The organism is Pedococcus sp. P1_H8 (genome assembly GCF_056405175.1).
In genome coordinates this window covers 158,121-175,106 of record NZ_JBFUCP010000007.1, presented here as the reverse complement: position 1 = coordinate 175,106, position 16,986 = coordinate 158,121, and the positions used below count along the sequence as shown (strand labels likewise).

Sequence of the window (16,986 nt, the reverse complement as noted above, 5' to 3'; positions counted from 1 at the left end):
TCACCTCCGGCGAACCAGGCTCCGTATGCCGCGCCCGAGCGTGCCCAACGCCACCGCACCGACGGCGCCCAGCACCGCCCCGGCCGCCACGCTGGTCCGGTCAGCGGCACGTTGGCCGAAGGTCGGCAGACCTGCGTCGGTGCGCTCGCGGATGCTGTCCAGCGGCTCGGGCGCAGGCCCTTCGACCAGCTTGGCCTCCTGGCCCGCGCTGAGGCCGGCGCCACCGGCGGTGTCGAGGTCGTTGGCCGCCCAGGCCGCCGAGATGAGGATCACCCGCGACATGAGGTTCAGCCACACGAGCAGTCCGGCCACGAGGGCGAACCCGAGGTAGAGCTTGTTGCCGGTCGTGCTCGCGAGCAGCACCGAGCCGAACATCTTGAGCACGGTCAGGCCGATCCCGCCGAAGACCGCGCCGTTGCGCACGGCCTGCCACGGGAGGCGGATGCCCGACAGGAGGCGCAGCATGACCGCCACGAGGAAGCCGTCGAGCACGACCCCCACCAGGAACGCGACCACAGTGAGCACCCAGCCCTGACCTCCCAGCCCGACGCGCCCGGCCACCCAGGTCGCCACCGCACCGGCAGTCGCCCCGACCCCGGCCGAGAGCAGGATGCCGACGCCGAGCAGGACGAGGACCCCGACGTCGCGCAGCTTGGCGAGGACGGGATTGCCGGACCCTCCCTGCACACCGAAGATCGCACGGATCCCGTCCCGGAGGGCGCTGAGCCATCCGGTCCCCGCCAGGACGAGGCCGAGCACCGAGACGACTCCCTGGACCGACAGGGTCGCGCCGGTCGGCACGGTCACATCGATGATGCCGTCGGGCTGCGCGTCGCTCTTGACGAAGCCGGGGAGCAGGTCGTTGATGGCGTTCTTGGTGTCGTCGAGCAGCTGCGGCTGGTTGCGCAGCACCAGTCCGAACACCGTGAAGGCCAACAGGACCGCGGGGAAGATCGAGAAGAAGGCGAAGTACCCCACACCGCCAGCGAGCAGGTTGCCCCTGTGGTCGCCGTACCGCTTCCACGCGCGCCAGACGTGGGTCGTCTGGAACCGGGCCCACCAGGCCTTGACCGTCTGCACGTCAGCGCCCGTTCAGGGCGAACGACCGCACCGGTCGCCAGACACCGTCGGCGCCGTGTTCGTAGAGGTGGAACTCGCCCACGTCGAACGTGCACTCGAAGTCCGCCAGCTCGGCGAACGCGCGGTCGAGGTTGTCCTCGGAGACGTGGTGGGCCACCGTCACGTGGGGGTGGTAGTAGAAGTCGAGCTTGCGCTTGAGCGGCCCGCGTCGCACTGCCTTCTCGAGCAGCTCGCAGTCGGCGAGCCCACCGGACACCTGGACGAAGACGACCGGCGAGATCGGTCGGAAGGTGCCGGTGCCACGCAACACCATGGGGAACGAACGCCCCTGCGTGGCAACGGCTTCCAGGTGCTCGACGACCGTCGACAGGTCGTCGCCCCCGACCTCGGTGGGCGGCAGGAGCGTCACATGGGTGGGGATGGACTCGGCGAGCGGGTCCCCGAAGGAGGCCCGCTTGCCCTGGAGCATTTCCGCGTGCGGAGACGGGATGGCGATGGACACACCGATGGTGGGCACGACCGCGACCCTACCGAACGCTGTCAGCGGGCACTGGGAAGCAGCCCCACGGCCGCACGCACCCGAGCCATCGTCGCCTGCGCCACCTCGCGCGCGCGGTCGGCACCGTCGGCCAGGATGCGGTCCAGCTCGGCCGGGTCGGCGAGCAGCTCGGACATCCGCGTCTGGAAGGGCGTCAGCCGCTCGACCACCACCTCGGCGACCTCCTTCTTGAGGTCGCCGTAGCCACGGCCCGCGAACGACGCCGCCAGGTCCTCGACCGAGGTGCCGGAGAGCACGGAGTGGATGACGAGCAGGTTGGAGACACCAGGCTTGGCGTCGGGGTCGTAGCGCACCTCGCCGTCGGTGTCGGTGACGGCCGACCGGATGTTCTTGGCGATCTTGCCCGGGTCCTGCATGAGGTCGATGAGGCCCTTGGGCGAGGACCCCGTTTTGCTCATCTTGGCCGTGGGGTCCTGCAGGTCCATGATCTTGGCGGCGCCCTTGACGATGTAGGGGTCGGGCACCACGAGGGTCTCGCCGAAGCGGGTGTTGAACCGCTCGGCGAGGTCGCGGGTGATCTCGAGGTGCTGGCGCTGGTCCTCTCCGACCGGCACGTAGGCCGCGTCGTACATGAGGATGTCGGCGGCCATCAGCATCGGGTAGGTGAGCAGCCCGACGTTGGCGTTCTGGCCCTTGGCGACCTTGTCCTTGAACTGGGTCATCCGACGCGCCTCGCCGTCGGCGGTGAGGCAGTTCATCACCCAGCCGAGCTCGGCGTGCTCGGTGAGGTGGCTCTGGCAGAACACCGCCGACCGCTTCGGGTCGACGCCACCGGCGATGAACTGTGCGGCCGTCACCCTCGTGCGGTGGCGCAGCACCTCGGGGTCGGTGGGCACGGTCAGCGCGTGGAGGTCGGCCACGAAGTAGAAGGCGTCGAAGTCGTCCTGCAGCGTGACCCAGTTGACCAGTGCCCCGAGGTAGTTGCCGAGGTGCAGGGAGTCGCTGGTCGGCTGCATCCCGGACAGGATCCGGGGCAGCGCAGCGGGCGCGGACGATTCAGGCATGCGCGCCATTCTGTCAGGTCAGGTGCAGGAGGAAACCTTGGGCGGGGGCCAGCACCGGCAGGGCGAGACCGACCTGCCCCAGCGCTGCGCCGCTGACCCGGATCCCGTCGGCGAGGCCTTGCTCCCACCACTGCGGGCCACGGGCCTGCGTCACGGCGGGCAGGCCCGCCTCGTGCCGCACGCGCACGGTGTAGGTACGAGTCGGGTCGAGCCCTGGCAGGGTGACCAGCCCCGGCGCCACCGACGGCCCGCTGTGCGTCTGCACGACGGTGTATGCCGCGGCCTCACCTGCCGGCGCGACGGTCCCGGTCACGAGCAGGCCCACCTCCTCGGGCAGGTCGGCGCGCACGAGGTCACCGGAGTGCAGCAGCGGTCGCAGCTCGCGGTAGAGCCCGGACCAGGCGGACAGGGCGTCGAGCTCCTCGGAGGTGCAGGTCGTGATGTCCCACTCGAGTCCGGCGTGGCCCTGCAGGGCGACGAGCATCCGGAAGGACAGGTCCAGCGTCCGGTGGGTCGTGTGGGCCGTCGCCGGGCCCACGTGCGTCCCCATGAGCTCGGCCGGCACGAGCAATGACGTCCAGCGCTGGATCGCACTGCGCTCGAGCGCGTCGTTGCAGTCGCTGGTCCAGATCCGGTCGGTGCGGGCCAGGACGCCGAGGTCGACGCGGGCACCTCCACTGGAGCAGGACTCGATCTCGAGGTCGGGGTGGGTGGCACGCAGCCGGTCGAGGAGGTCGTAGAACGCCTGCGTCTGCGCGTGGACGGCAGGACGGTCGACGCCACTGGCGTCCGTGTGCACGGCCTCGTGCAGGTCGCGGTTGTGGTCCCACTTGATGAAGTCGATGCCGAGCTCGGTCACCAGGGCGCTGATCTGGCCTTCGACCTGAGCGGCGGCCCGGGGGTTCGCGAGGTCGAGCACGTGCTGGTCGCGCGAGGGCCGCGGATGCCCCGCCCCGGGGCCGAGCACCCAGTCGGGGTGGCTGCGCACCAGGTCGGAGTCGAGGTTGACCATCTCGGGCTCGAACCACAGCCCGAACTCCATGCCGAGTCCCTTGACGTGCTCGACCAGTGGCTGCAGACCCTGTGGCCACATGTCCCGCGAGACGACCCAGTCCCCCAGGCCGCTGTGGTCGTCCCGCCTGCCGCCGAACCACCCGTCGTCCAGGACGAACCGCTCCACCCCGATCCGCGCTGCCGTGTCGGCCAGCTCGGTGAGGCGCTCGAGGTCGTGGTCGAAGTAGACCGCCTCCCAGGTGTTGAGGACGAGGGGGCGCGGGGCGTTGCTGTGGGCCGCCGACGCCCGCTGGCTGCGGTGCAGCCGTCGCGACAGTCCGTCGAGACCGTCGACGGCGTGGACGAAGACGACCTCGGGGGCCGTGTAGGTCTCTCCCGGCGCGAGCCGCACCTCTCCGGGCTCGAGGAGCTCGCCGCCGCCGAGGACGGAGGCGTGCACACCGGCGCCCTCGGGCAGGCGCTCGGTGAGGTGCTCGTGGTTGCCGCTCCAGGCGACGTGGACCGACCACACCTCACCGGTCCGGAAGCCGAAGCCGGCCGTCCCGACCGTCAGCAGCAGGGTCGCGTCGTGGCCGGTGCGCCCTCGGCGGGAGGCCCGCAGGTGGGTGCCGTCCTGCAGCGTCGAGCGCTGGGGAGACCGCTCGCGGCACCAGCGGCCGGTGAGGTCGAGGACCTCGGCTGCCCTCGAGGGCAACGGCAGGATGGCCCTCAGGGCGCCCACGTCCAGGGGGACGTCGGCGCCGTCCCCGTCCGAGCGGTTGGTGACCGACGTCGAGACGCGCAGGACGCCGTGGGCGTCGAGGGTATGCCGCAGCCGCACCTCGGTGGCGCCATAGCGAGCCGTCGTGACCAGGGAACGCTCGCCGTCCAGCTGTGTGGTCACCACCCAGCGGGGGGCAGCCGCGCCGCCGGCGCGGTGCGCGGCATACCCGGGCGTGCCGAGCCAGCCGTCGCCCGAGGTGGGCAGGAGGGTCAGTGGCCACGGCTCGTCGAGGGCGTTGTGGGGCACCGGCCCACCCACGATCCCGGCGAGCTCGGAGGCGACGCCGTCGGGCAGGTCCGCGCCCCAGTGGAGCACCGTCGGCAGACCCTTGTCGGGGATCTCGTAGACCAGGCACGTGCCGGCGGACCGGAGGACTGCGGTCTGCGGGGTCATCCCTTGGTGGCTCCCAGCGTCAGGCCTGCGACGAACTGCTTCTGCAGCAGGAAGAAGATGATCAGGGTGGGCAATGCTATGACGACCGAGCCGGCGGCTACGAGGTTGTTGTCGGTGAAGAACTGGCCCCGCAGGTTGTTGATCGAGCTCGTCACGGGGAACTTGTCGCCGGACTGCAGGAGCACGGTCGCCCAGAAGAACTCGTTGTAGATCCAGGTGACCTCGAGCGTCGCCAGGGCGGCGAGCGGGGGTCGGCACAGCGGCAGCGTGAGCTGGAAGAACTGGCGCAGCACGCCGGCACCGTCGACCACGGCCGACTCGTAGAGCTCGCGGGGCAGCGTCTTCATGTAGTTGGACAGGACGAACGTGCAGAAGCCCGTCTGGAAGGCCACGTTGACCAGGATCAGGCCCCAGTAGGAGTTGAGCAGCGTGCCGGACTCGCTGAACCAGAACGGCACCTCGATCGCCCGGAACATGCGGTAGACCGGGATGAGCAGCGCCTGCGGCGGCAGCAGGTTGGCCGCGGTGAACAGACCGAGCAGCGCGAGGTTAAACTTGAAGGAGAACCTCGCGACGACGAAGGCCACGCAGCAGGACAGGAACAAGGTCAGCAGCACCGATGGCACGGTGATGTAGGCCGAGTTCAGCATCGTGTGGGAGAAGTTCGCCTGCTCCCAGGCGTTCTTGTAGTTGGACAGGGTGAATCCGCCGAACGACAGGTAGCCGTTCTTCGAGGTGTAGGCGTAGTCGCGGAAGCTGTTGAGCACCGCGTAGCCGACGGGGAAGATCCAGATCAGCGCGACAACGGCCAGGAACACCTGGATGGACCGGTTCCCCTTCTTGGTGCCGACCCCCTGGGGACGTCTGGTGGTCACCGGGTTCCTGCTCCTCGGGACCGTTGCCTGCGGGGTGTCGCTGGCGGCAGTCATCGCTGCTCCCTCATGACGATGCGTAGGTACAGGACGATGAAGATCGACGAGATGATCAGCATGAAGGTCGCCAGCGCCGAGCCGAAGCCGATGCGGCTGGCCTCGCCGACGATGTTGGACGTCACGAGCGTCGAGATCAGCTCGAGCCCGTTGCGGCCCTTGTTGATGACCCACACCAGGTCGAAGGCGCGCAGTGACTCGATGACGGTGACGACGAGCACGATGATGTTGATCGGGAACATCACCGGGAAGACCACCTTGAAGAAGGTCTGCCGCTCGCTGGCACCGTCGACCTTGGCCGCCTCGCGCAGCGTCGGGTCGACGCCCTTGAGCCCGGCCAGGTACAACAACATGATGTAGCCGACGTGGCGCCAGCTGGACGCGAGCAGCGCCGCCCAGAGGTTGTAGCGCTGGTCGCCGTACCAGTCGATGCTGCCGCCGGTGACCTGGTTGATGAAGCCCTGGTCCCGGCTGTAGATCAGCTGCCAGATGAATCCCACCAGCGCCAGTGACAGCACCACCGGCAGGTAGATCGCGGTCTGGTAGACCCGCGAGCCCCGCACCTCACGATCCAGCAGCACCGCAAGGAACATCCCGATGGGCGTCGCGATGAGGAACATCACGGCGAGCCAGATCAGGTTGTGCTGCAACGCCGGGATGAACGGCGGGTAGATCGTGAGCACGTCCTTGTAGTTCCTCAGCCCCACGGACTTGGCCGAGGTGATCGGGCCGATCCCGTCCCAGTTGGTGAAGGAGAGCAGGACCGACCCGATCGCCGGCACGACGACCAGCCACAGCACCAACAGGGTCGGCACCCCGATCATCAGGGACACGACCACCCGGTCCACCGGGGACAGGTGGTCGATCCCCTTGTACTTGCTGCGTCTGGCCACGGTTGCTCCTCGGGTGCCTCGGCGTCGTCGCGGTCGTCAGCTCGCGAAGATGCTCTTCTTCTGCTTCTCGATGTTGTTGACCAGGCCGTCGATGTCCTTGGGGTTCTTGAGGAAGGACTGGATGGCGGGGATCATCACCGTGGAGGCGAAGTCGGGGCGGGTGTCGCGGTCCATGAACTGGGCGATCGACTTGGCCTGCGAGACGAACTCCACCGACTTCTTCTGGAGCGACGTGTATGCCGCCTTGTCGGCCTGGTCGTTCGTCGCGATGACGCTGGGGTCGGCCTTGACGACGATGTTCTGGGCGGCTGCCGAACCGACGTAGCCGAGCAGCTTCTTGGCGCCGGCCTCGTTCTTGGGCCGCTTGGCCATCATGTAGCCGTCGATCGGCGCCTCGATGGCGTCCGCGCCGATGTTCGAGTCGACCTCGGGGAAGTTGAAGAAGGTCAGGTCCTCCTGCTCCGCCCCCTTCTCGAACTGCTGGGCGAGGAACGAGCCGAGCACGTAGGTGCCCGCCTCCTTCTTCTGCAAGGCCTGCGCAGCCTCCTGCCACGTGCGACCCAGGGAGTCGGCCTGGTGCATGTCGAGCAGCCCGGCCCAGGTGTCGAAGACCTTCTTGACCTTGTCGCTGTTCCAGGCTTCCTTGCCGGCCATCAGGTCGACGTGGAACTGGTAGCCGTTGACGCGCAGGTTCAGCTGGTCGAAGGTGCCCATCGCGGGCCAGCCGTCCTTGTCGCCGAACGCGATCGGGACCAGGCCGTCCTTCTTCATCTGGGTGCCGAGGGTCTTGAACTCGTCGAGGGTCTTGGGCTCGGTGTAGCCGAACTTCTCGAAGACGCTCTTGCGGTAGAAGACCGCCCACGGGTAGTAGGTCGACGGCACGAAGTACTGCTTGCCGTCGTCGCCCGTCGAGGCCTTCTTCAGGGCGTCCGACATGCCGGGCAGGTTCTTCCAGACGTCCGAGACGTCACCGGCAAGGCCCTTCGAGGCGAAGAACCGCATGCGGTAACCGGAGAACCACATCCACACGTCGTCAGGGGACCCCTGGAGGTAGTTGTTGATGTTCTCCTGGAAGGAGTTGTGGTCGATCGTGTTGACCTTGGCGGTCAGGCCGGAGTTGGCCTTCTGGAAGGCCTCCATGACGGCCTGGATGGCGGCCTTCGGGACGGCATCAGACTGGTTGGAGCCGATGGTCACGGTGCCGGTCGCGGCACCGCCAGAGGACGTGCCTCCGTCGCCACCGCACGCGGCGAGGAGCGACGGGGCGGCGAGGAGGGTGCCGGCGCCGAGGGCGCCGCGCAGCAGGGTCCGGCGGCTGACGCCACGGACAGAGGCAGGGACGAGGCTGGCGAGGTACTCGGCCTCTGAGGTCGGGCGGGTCATTTCGGGTCTCCTTTGACACGGGCTTGACACGGGCTGCACCGGCGGGAAGGTCGAACCCGTCAAGTGACAGTTTCGATCAAAAACCACCAACAACACCCGAGGATGATGGTCCCGGCCACCGCTGTCAAGGCTTTCGCCCCACCGGGTTCACCTGGCGGACATCCTGCGGGATTCGCTCAACCGCGCGGCATACGCTCAATGGCCACCGCACCACGGCGAGCCTTGACGCCCAAGAATCAACATGTTGATTTTTGTTGACATGGCTTCATGCCCGACGCCAGACTGACGCCCATGCGTTCATGGCCGAGCCGTCGGATCGCCCTGGGTGGCGACTACAACCCCGAGCAGTGGCCGCGTGAGGTCTGGTCCGAGGACATGGAGCTCATGCGCGAGTCGGGGGTCTCCTTCGTCACCCTGGGAGTGTTCTCCTGGTCGTGGCTCGAGCCTGCCAAGGGCGAGTACGACTTCGCCTGGCTCGACGACATCATGGGTCTGCTCCATGCCAACGACATCGCTGTGGACCTGGCCACGGCGACAGCCACCCCTCCCCCGTGGCTCTCGGCCGCGCACCCGGAGATCCTCCCGGTCGACCACGAGGGCCACACGCTCTGGCCGGGCAGCCGCCAGGCGTGGTGCCCGAGCTCGCCGGTCTACCGCGACTACGCACTTGCCCTGACGACCCAGCTCGCCCAGCGGTACCACGAGCACCCCGCCCTGGCGATGTGGCACGTCTCGAACGAGTACGCCTGCCACAACATCCCCTGCTACTGCGACACCTGCGCCGCCGGCTTCCGGGTGTGGCTGCAGCGCCGCCACGAGACCCTCGAGCGCCTCAACGACGCCTGGGGAACGGCGTTCTGGAGCCAGCGCTACACGGACTGGGAGCAGATCCTGCCGCCTCGGCTGACCACGACGTTCGGCAACCCCACGCACGTGCTGGACTACAAGCGGTTCCAGTCCGACACCCTGCTCGACTTCCACCGCAGCGAGAAGGCGATCCTCGCCGACCTGTCTCCGGGCGTCCCGGTGACCACGAACTTCATGACGCTCGCCCACTTCGACCACCTCGACTACCACCAGTGGGCGGCCGAGCAGGACGTCATCAGCACGGACCACTACGTCGTGAACACCCTCGAGCACCCGAGGGCGGAGCTGGCCTTCAGCGGCGACCTCACCCGCGGCCTCGCAGGTGGGGCGCCGTGGATGCTCATGGAGCACTCGACGAGCGCGGTCAACTGGCAGCCGGTCAACCCGGCCAAGGCGCCCGGGCAGACCCTGCGGGACAGCCTGGCGCACGTGGCCCGTGGTGCCGACACCCTCGGCTTCTTCCAGTGGCGACAGTCGCTCTCCGGTTCCGAGAAGTTCCACTCGGCGCTGGTCCCGCACGCTGGTCGTGACAGCGCGCGGTTCCGCGAGGTGGTCGAGCTGGGCCAGGTGGCCCGACGGCTCGGCGAAGTGCTCGGGTCGCGGGTCGAGGCCGACGTGGCGATCCTCTGGGACTACCAGGCCCAGTGGGCCGCGTCCGGTCCGGCCATGCCGTCGAGCGAGCTCGGCTACGGGACGACTGCGCATGCGATCCACCGGCTGCTGCGGGACCGCGGCGTCACGACCGACGTCGTGCACCCGAGCGCCGACCTCACGGCATACAAGATGGTCGTCGTCCCGACGCTCTACCTCGTCAGCGACGACCACGCGGCCGCCGTGGCGGCCGCGGCGGAGGCGGGGGCCCAGGTGTTGGTGACCTTCTTCTCCGGCATCAGCGACGAGAACGACCACGTCCGGCTGGGCGGCTACCCGGGTGGGTTCCGCGACCTGCTCGGGGTGCGCGTCGAGGAGTTCTTCCCCCTCATGGACGGCGACGCGGTGTCCGTCGGCGGGCGCACCGGTCGGCGGTGGAGCGAGGACGTCACCGCCGTCGACGCCGAGGTGCTCGAGAGGTACGTCGACGGACCGCTCGCGGGACGCCCAGCGGTCACCCGCCGTGACGTCGGGTCGGGTGCGGCGTGGTACCTCAGCACGCTGCTCGACGACTCCGGGCTCGGGTCACTGCTCGACTCGGTGATCAGCGCGGCCGGCGTGGCCCCTGCGGCCGACGTGCCGGTCGGTGTCGAGGCGGTCCGACGCACCAGCGATGATGGGGCCTGGCTGTTCCTCGTCAATGACACCGACCGGGAGCAGCACGTCGCCGTGACCGGGCACGACCTGGTCGCCGACCGTCCGTTCGGACCGGACACCGCTCTGGCCGCTGGTGCGGTCGCCGTCATCAGGGAGGGATAGTGCTCGCCAGCCAGCGCCGTGCCACGATCCTCGGCCTCGTCGAGGACAGCGGCGCCGTCCGGGTGTCCGAGCTCGTCGACCAGCTGGGCGTCTCGGACATGACCGTGCGTCGCGACATCGAGCAGCTCGCGACGGAGGGCCTGGTCGAACGCGTCCACGGCGGGGCCCTGGCCATGGGCAGGCGCAGCAGCGAGGAGCCCGGGTTCACCGCCAAGTCGGCACTCATGCAGGCGCAGAAGCACGCCATCGCCCAGACCGCGGCCCAGCTCGTCGAGCCCGGTGCTGCCATCGGCATCTCCGCCGGGACGACGACCTACGAGTTCGCCCGCGCCGTCCGCTACGTCCCGGACCTCACCGTGGTGACGAACTCCGTCCCCGTGGCGCAGCTCCTGCACGAGTCGGGCACGCCCGGCCAGACGGTGGTGCTCACCGGCGGGGTGCGCACGCCGTCCGATGCTCTCGTCGGCCCCGTCGCCGTCGCCGCGCTGCGCATGCTCCACGTCGACCGGCTGTTCCTCGGCGTGCACGGCATGGACGCACGAGCAGGCCTCACCACCCCCAACCTCGTCGAGGCCGAGACCAACCAGGCCCTCGTGGACACGGCGCGCCGGGTCTGCGTCCTCGCCGACCACACCAAGTGGGGCACCGTCGGCCTCAGCACCATCATCCCGCTGTCCTCGGTGGACCTGTTGGTCACCGACCCGGGACTCACCCCCCGGGCGCGCAGGGCCGTCACCGACGCCGGGGTCGAGATGGTCCTGGCCACCGCTGCCACGACGCGGACACCGCGTTCGCAGAGGACCCACGCATGACCGCGCGGCGCACCAGCCGTCAGCTCGCCGACGGACGCGAGATCATCTACTTCGACGACTCCCCCGAGGCGCCGGAGCGCACCGCCGAGGACACCCGGCCGCTCGGGGATCGGGCCGCGTCGGGCGAGATCCGTCACGACGCCCTCGTCGGCGACTGGGTCGCCGTCGCAGGGCACCGCAGCAACCGCACCTTCCTGCCGCCCAAGGACGAGTGCCCCCTGTGCCCGACCGGGGCTGGCAGCGTCCCTTCGGAGGTGCCCGAGTCGGCCTACGACGTCGTGGTCTTCGAGAACCGGTTTCCCTCGTACTCCCCCGTCTCCGCGCCGGCCGTCTCCGCGGCGGCCGGTGACGGGCGCGGTGACGGGGGCGGTGGCGACCTCCTCCAGAGCCGGCCCGCGCTGGGCCGCTGCGAGGTCGTCTGCTTCACCAGCGACCACGAGTCGACGTTCGCCGACCTCACCCCGGAGCGGGCCCGCACCGTCGTCGACGCGTGGGCGGACCGCACGGCGGAGCTGGGGGCGGTCGCAGAGATCGAGCAGGTCTTCTGCTTCGAGAACCGCGGCCAGCAGATCGGCGTCACACTGAACCACCCGCACGGCCAGATCTATGCGTATCCCTATGTGCCACAACGATCTGCCGCCATCCTGGCTCAGGCGACCGCGCACCACGCACGCACTGGTCGCCTCCTGGGGGCCGACATCCTGGCCGCCGAGCGGGAGGCCAGGGAGAGGGTGGTGATCGACACCGAGCACTGGACTGCCTACGTGCCGTTCGCCGCGCGGTGGCCCGTGGAGGTGCACCTCGCACCACGCCGCGACGTGCCGGACCTGCCTTCGCTCACCGATGCCGAGCGCGACGACCTCGCGCGCGTCTACCTCGACCTCCTGCAGCGGCTGGACCGCTACTACGTCGCCAAGGACGGCAGCCCGATCCGGTTGCCCTACATCGCCGGCTGGCACCAGGCCCCCACCCGCCAGGGGCGCGACGTGTCACGACTACACCTCCAGGTGATGTCGGTGCTTCGCTCGCCCAAGAAGCTCAAGTACCTCGCCGGCTCGGAGTCGGGCGTCGGCGGTTGGGTCAACGACGTGCCGCCCGAGCAGGTCGCGGCCCGGCTCCGCGACGTGGCCCGGCACGAAGTGGCGACCTCCGAGGTCGTGCCGTCCGAGAGCGCACCCTCCGAGGTCGTGCCGTCCGAGGTCGCACTGTGACGGCCGATGCGGCAGCCGAGCTGTTCCGCACCACGTTCGGCTCCGACGCCTCAGGCGTGTGGTCAGCCCCCGGCAGGGTCAACCTGATCGGGGAGCACACCGACTACAACAGCGGCCTCTGCCTGCCGATCGCCCTGCCCCAGCGCACGTTCGCGGCCGCCCGCCGGCGCGACGACGACCTGGTGCGCATCGTGTCGGCACAGGCCGACGGCGTGGTGGAGGCGACCCTCGCCGACGTGGCCCCCGGCCGCCCGGGCGGGTGGGCGGCATACGTCGCGGGGGTGCCGTGGGCACTGCGCAAGGCGGGGTATGCCGTGACCGGCCTCGACGTGGCCGTGGACGGCCGCGTGCCGCTGGGTGCCGGGCTCTCCAGCTCGGCAGCCCTGGAGTGTGCCGTGGGCGCGGCGGCGTCGGACCTGTTCGAACTGGGCCTGCTGTCCGGCGACATCGGCCGGACCACGCTGGCGGTGGCCTGCATCGACGCGGAGAACACCATCGCCCTGGCGCCGACCGGCGGCATGGACCAGTCCGCCGCGCTGCTCGCCCGCGCCGGTCACGCCCTGCTGCTGGACTGCCGGGACGGGCACACCGAGCAGGTGCCGTTCGACCTGTCGGCGCACGGGCTCGCCCTGCTCGTGGTCGACACCCGTGCGGAGCACGCGCTGGTCGACGGCCAGTACGCCGAGCGGCGCGCGTCGTGCGAGGCGGCCGTCCGCGAGCTCGGCGTCCCGAGCCTGCGCGAGGTGTCGGCCGACGACCTCGAGGACCGGCTGTCCGCGCTGTCCTCCGACCTGCTGCGCCGACGGGCACGTCACGTCGTCACCGAGATCGCGCGCGTCGAGGAGGCCACGGCTGCGTTGCGGAGCAACGACTTCCAAGCGGTGGGCGATCTCTTCCGGGCCTCGCACGACTCGATGCGAGACGACTTCGAGATCTCCGTGGCGGAGCTCGACACGGCGGTGGAGTCGGCGGTCGGCGCGGGTGCACTCGGCGCGCGGATGACCGGGGGTGGCTTCGGGGGTTCGGCCATTGCCCTGGTCGCCGCAGGCCGGGCCGCGGCCGTTCAGGCCGCCGTGGAGGACGCCTTTGCGGCCAAGGGTTTCCGTGCCCCTGACTGCTTCACCGTGACCGCCTCGGCGAGCGCGGCCCGCGACTCCTGACCTGGGTCACTGCGCGGGCACCTGGACGACGTCGTAGTCAGTACCCCGCGGCGCCGGCGCTCCGAGGGGCGGCGGGAAGCCCAGGTCGAACCGGGCGTTGACCGCGACGAGGCGGTCCCCACGCAGGGCCATGGTGGTCGGGATCCGGAACAGTCCGCCAGCCGCGTCGTTGTCGATCACCCGCGCCACCGACCCCGCGGAGAGGTCGCTGGACAGGTCAAGCTCCACGATGCGGTTGGCGAAGTTCTCGACGACCCACAGGGTCCGGCCGCGCAGCAGGATCCCGTCGGACACGCCGGGAGGCACCGCTCCCTCCGGCAGGTCGATCGCGGCGCTGACACCCGAGACCGGGTCCAGCGTGTACATGCCACCGAGGAGCGTGTGGCCCACGACGAGCAGGTTGCCCGACTCGGTGGCGTCGATGCCGTTGAGGCCGGGGAAGCCGAGGTTCGCACCGGCGGGCCCGGTGACCGCCAGCGCGTGAGGTGCACCAACGGCACCGCTCGGCGACAGCGGCACGACAAACAGCCGGGGTGAGAACGAGTCGGTGACGTAGACGGCTCCCGCGGTCACCACCAGGTCGTTGAGCAGGACCGTGCCCGGGGGCGCGACCGCGATGTCCGCGAGCGTGCTGCCGCTCCCGGTGTCGTAGGCAAACACCCGGCCGCTCAGCCCACCGGCGACCCAGAGCCGGTCACCGTCGACCTTCATGCCGGCGGCCTGCATCCCCGGTGGGGTGTCGGCCGGATTGGCCCCCTGGCCGGTCGGCGGGCGGTCCACGAGGATCCGCCCGGCGCCGGTGCGCAGGTCACCGGTGTAGATGTCGCCGTCCCAGAGGGAGCCGGCGTAGAAGGTGTTCCCACCACCGACGGCCACGCCCTCCGGCGCGAAGTCGCGAGGCAGGTCGATGGAGGAGGGGAACGGGGCCGCTCCGGCCCCGAGGCTGAGGCAGGCGGCGGCGAGCAGGGCGGCAACGGCGGACTTGTGATGCATGACGACCTCTTCCGTGGGAGTCCCTGCCCTCCCTACGGGCTACCACGGGACCCCCGTCCAGGCATCCGCCACCTGCACTAGGACCCAGTCACCGGACCTTCAGTCCAGGTCGTAGTCGACCGTCACGGCAGCATGGTCGGACCAGCGCTGGTCGTAGGCCGCGGCGCGTCCGACCGTGGCGCTCGCCGCGCGCTCCGCGAGTGGTCGGCTGGCCAGCTGGTAGTCGATCCGCCAGCCCGAGTCGTTGTCGAACGCCTGCCCGCGCCAGGACCACCAGGTGTAGGGGCCCGGACCCGGCCCATGGGCGGCACGGTGCACGTCGACCCACTCACCGGCGGCGAACCACGTGTCGAAGCGAGCCCGCTCCTCGGGCAGGAACCCCGACTTCCGCAGGTTGCCCTTCCAGTTCCTGAGGTCGTCCTCACGGTGCGCGACGTTGAGGTCGCCGGTGACCACGGCCATCGCGCCGGAGATCGCCCAGGCATCGAGCCGGGCGCCGATGGCGTCCAGGAACCGGAGCTTCTCCTCCTGCCGTGGGGTACCCGCGTGCCCCGTGTGCACGTAGGTCGACGCGACGGTGACCGTTCCCATCGGCGTCGCCAGGTCGACCTCGACCCAGCGCCCCGCACCGTCGAACTCCTGCGGGCCCACCCCCACCCGGGACCTGGCGTGCTCGACCCGGCTCACGACGGCCACGCCGGCCCGCCCCTTGGCCTCCGCCTCGGTGTGGGCCACGTGCCACCCACCGAAACCGCCGAGCTCCAAAGCCTCCCGGAGCTGGTCGTCAGTCGCGCGCACCTCCTGCAGGCACAGCACGTCCGGCTGCTGCCGGGCCAGCCACTCCATGCCCCCGCGGCGGGCGGCGGCCCGGATACCGTTGACGTTGGCCGAGATCACGCGCATCCGGCCATTGTGCGTGCCACCCGTCGGCGGCCCGCACTAGGGTGCGACGCATGCCCGACGAGTCCACCCAGACCTCACCCGCGCCCACGACCCCAGCGGAGTCCTCCCCCATGGCCCGGGGCGAGTCACCCACCGACAAGCCCAACGCGGAGGCACCACCGGTGCCGCCGAAGGACGACCTGGTGACCACGCGGCATACCCTCAAGATCGGGCGCAGGACGCTGCGCTACACGGCGACGGCCGGGCGCATCGTGCTGCGCGAGGAGGTCTTCGAGGACGGCGTGTTCAAGGGGCACAAGGCCAAGGCCGAGCTGAGCGTCACCTCCTACGTCCTCGACGCCCCCAAGGGCACCACGCGCCCTGTCACCTTCGCGTTCAACGGCGGACCGGGCTCCAGCTCGGTGTGGCTGCACCTCGGTCTGCTCGGCCCGCGCCGGGTCGACTCCGGCGACGTGGGCAACCCGACCCCGCCGCCCTACGGCCTGCTGGACAACACCGAGACGCTGCTCGCGGTGTCGGACCTCGTCTTCATCGACCCCGTGTCGACCGGGTACTCGCGCGCCGTCGAGGGTGGCAAGCCCAAGGACTACCACGGCTTCAAGGCCGACATCGAGAGTGTCGGCGAGCTGATCCGGCTGTGGACCACCCGCCACAACCGTTGGCTGTCACCGAAGTTCATCGCCGGCGAGTCCTACGGCACCATCCGGGCCGCCGCCCTGGCCGAGCACCTGCAGACCCGCCACGGCCTCTACGTCAACGGCATCATGCTGATCAGCTCGGTGCTCGACCTCGCGACGGTCGACTTCGAGTTCCGCAACGACCGGGCCCACGTCGACTACCTCCCGACCTACGCCGCGACCGCCCACCACCACGGCAAGCACGGGCGCAAGTCGCTCAGGACGGTCCTCACCGAGGCGGAGGAGTATGCCGCGCGCGACTACCCGTGGGCGCTGTCACGGGGGTCACGCCTCACCGCCGGCGAGCGCGCCGAGCACGTGAGCCGCCTCGCCGCGCTGATCGGTCTGTCCGAGGAGTACGTCGACCGGGCCAACCTGAGGGTCGAGCACGTCCGGTTCTTCACCGAGCTGCTGCGCGACCAGGGCCTGGCGGTCGGCCGGCTCGACTCGCGGTTCACGGGGCAGCTCGTGCACGGCAACGCCGAGAAGTGGGACGCAGATCCGTCCCACGACGCGATCAGCGGTCCCTATGCCGCCGCCTGGAACTACTACGTGCGGGACGAGCTGGGCTACGAGAACGACCTGCCCTACGCGCAGATCTCTGAGCTCGCATCGACCGAGTGGTCGTTCAAGGAGTTCGAGGGCAAGCCGATCGACGTCAGCTCGCAGCTCGCGAGGGCGATGCGTGGCAACCCCCACCTGAGGGTCCACATCGCCTACGGCTACCACGACGGGGCGACGCCTTACTACGGGGCGCAGGACGTCGTGGCCCACCTGGAGATCCCGGAGTCCCTGCGGGCCAACATCGAGCACGCGTACTACGAGGCCGGACACATGATGTACGTCCACGAGCCGAGCCGGCTCCAGCAGTCGCAGGACCTCGCTGCGTTCGTGATCAGCTCCAGCGGGACCGCGGCTGGCTGAGCAGGGACGCT

Annotated in this window: 14 protein-coding genes; 5 read left to right on the top strand and 9 right to left on the bottom strand. The window is 70.0% G+C overall.

Annotated features, from left to right (window positions below; translation table 11 throughout):
• Genes AC1DYG_RS11885 through AC1DYG_RS11855 form a run of 7 tightly spaced genes read right to left on the bottom strand, consistent with a single transcriptional unit; the run spans position 1 to position 8,018 of the window.
• Complete coding sequence (locus AC1DYG_RS11885) at positions 1-1,080, bottom strand: YihY/virulence factor BrkB family protein (RefSeq protein ID WP_477640068.1); 1,080 nt, start codon at positions 1,078-1,080, stop codon at positions 1-3.
• A gap of 1 nt (position 1,081) precedes the next feature.
• Entirely contained in the window at positions 1,082-1,597 is a 516-nt protein-coding gene (locus AC1DYG_RS11880) for a 2'-5' RNA ligase family protein (protein ID WP_477640067.1), read from the bottom strand.
• 23 nt (positions 1,598-1,620) lie between these two features.
• Complete coding sequence (trpS, locus tag AC1DYG_RS11875) at positions 1,621-2,643, bottom strand: tryptophan--tRNA ligase (RefSeq protein ID WP_477640066.1); 1,023 nt, start codon at positions 2,641-2,643, stop codon at positions 1,621-1,623.
• 13 nt (positions 2,644-2,656) lie between these two features.
• Complete coding sequence (locus tag AC1DYG_RS11870) at positions 2,657-4,813, bottom strand: alpha-galactosidase (RefSeq protein ID WP_477640065.1); 2,157 nt, start codon at positions 4,811-4,813, stop codon at positions 2,657-2,659.
• Complete coding sequence (locus tag AC1DYG_RS11865) at positions 4,810-5,742, bottom strand: carbohydrate ABC transporter permease (RefSeq protein ID WP_477640064.1); 933 nt, start codon at positions 5,740-5,742, stop codon at positions 4,810-4,812. Before AC1DYG_RS11865 ends, AC1DYG_RS11870 begins: the two co-directional genes overlap by 4 nt.
• Positions 5,739-6,635, bottom strand: a complete 897-nt coding sequence (locus AC1DYG_RS11860) for a carbohydrate ABC transporter permease (protein WP_477640063.1) — start codon at positions 6,633-6,635, stop codon at positions 5,739-5,741. The genes AC1DYG_RS11865 and AC1DYG_RS11860 overlap by 4 nt, the downstream gene beginning before the upstream one ends.
• A gap of 36 nt (positions 6,636-6,671) precedes the next feature.
• Positions 6,672-8,018, bottom strand: coding sequence for an ABC transporter substrate-binding protein (locus AC1DYG_RS11855; RefSeq protein ID WP_477640062.1), 1,347 nt, complete (start codon positions 8,016-8,018; stop codon positions 6,672-6,674).
• 291 nt (positions 8,019-8,309) lie between these two features.
• Here AC1DYG_RS11855 and AC1DYG_RS11850 point away from each other — a divergent pair, with 291 nt between their 5' ends.
• Genes AC1DYG_RS11850 through galK form a run of 4 tightly spaced genes read left to right on the top strand, consistent with a single transcriptional unit; the run spans position 8,310 to position 13,478 of the window.
• Positions 8,310-10,295 carry a beta-galactosidase gene (locus AC1DYG_RS11850; protein WP_477640061.1) on the top strand — a complete coding sequence of 662 codons (1,986 nt, stop codon included), beginning with the start codon at positions 8,310-8,312 and terminating at the stop codon, positions 10,293-10,295.
• The gene (locus AC1DYG_RS11845) at positions 10,295-11,107 is read left to right on the top strand and encodes a DeoR/GlpR family DNA-binding transcription regulator (protein ID WP_477640060.1); all 813 of its coding nucleotides are present in this window, start codon (positions 10,295-10,297) and stop codon (positions 11,105-11,107) included. The genes AC1DYG_RS11850 and AC1DYG_RS11845 overlap by 1 nt, the downstream gene beginning before the upstream one ends.
• Positions 11,104-12,318 (top strand): galactose-1-phosphate uridylyltransferase, encoded by a 1,215-nt coding sequence (gene galT, locus AC1DYG_RS11840; RefSeq protein WP_477640059.1) that lies wholly within the window; start codon positions 11,104-11,106, stop codon positions 12,316-12,318. The genes AC1DYG_RS11845 and galT overlap by 4 nt, the downstream gene beginning before the upstream one ends.
• A complete protein-coding gene (gene galK / locus AC1DYG_RS11835) occupies positions 12,315-13,478 on the top strand; it encodes a galactokinase (protein ID WP_477640058.1) in 1,164 nt (387 codons plus the stop codon). Before galT ends, galK begins: the two co-directional genes overlap by 4 nt.
• A gap of 6 nt (positions 13,479-13,484) precedes the next feature.
• Here the strand turns inward: galK and AC1DYG_RS11830 are convergent, their stop codons facing one another.
• The gene (locus tag AC1DYG_RS11830; RefSeq protein ID WP_477640057.1) at positions 13,485-14,471 is read right to left on the bottom strand and encodes an SMP-30/gluconolactonase/LRE family protein; all 987 of its coding nucleotides are present in this window, start codon (positions 14,469-14,471) and stop codon (positions 13,485-13,487) included.
• 99 nt (positions 14,472-14,570) lie between these two features.
• Positions 14,571-15,374, bottom strand: a complete 804-nt coding sequence (locus tag AC1DYG_RS11825) for an exodeoxyribonuclease III (protein WP_477640056.1) — start codon at positions 15,372-15,374, stop codon at positions 14,571-14,573.
• 50 nt (positions 15,375-15,424) lie between these two features.
• Between AC1DYG_RS11825 and AC1DYG_RS11820 the strand changes: the two genes are divergently transcribed.
• A complete protein-coding gene (locus AC1DYG_RS11820; RefSeq protein ID WP_477640055.1) occupies positions 15,425-16,975 on the top strand; it encodes a S10 family peptidase in 1,551 nt (516 codons plus the stop codon).
• Positions 16,976-16,986: the final 11 nt, after the last annotated feature.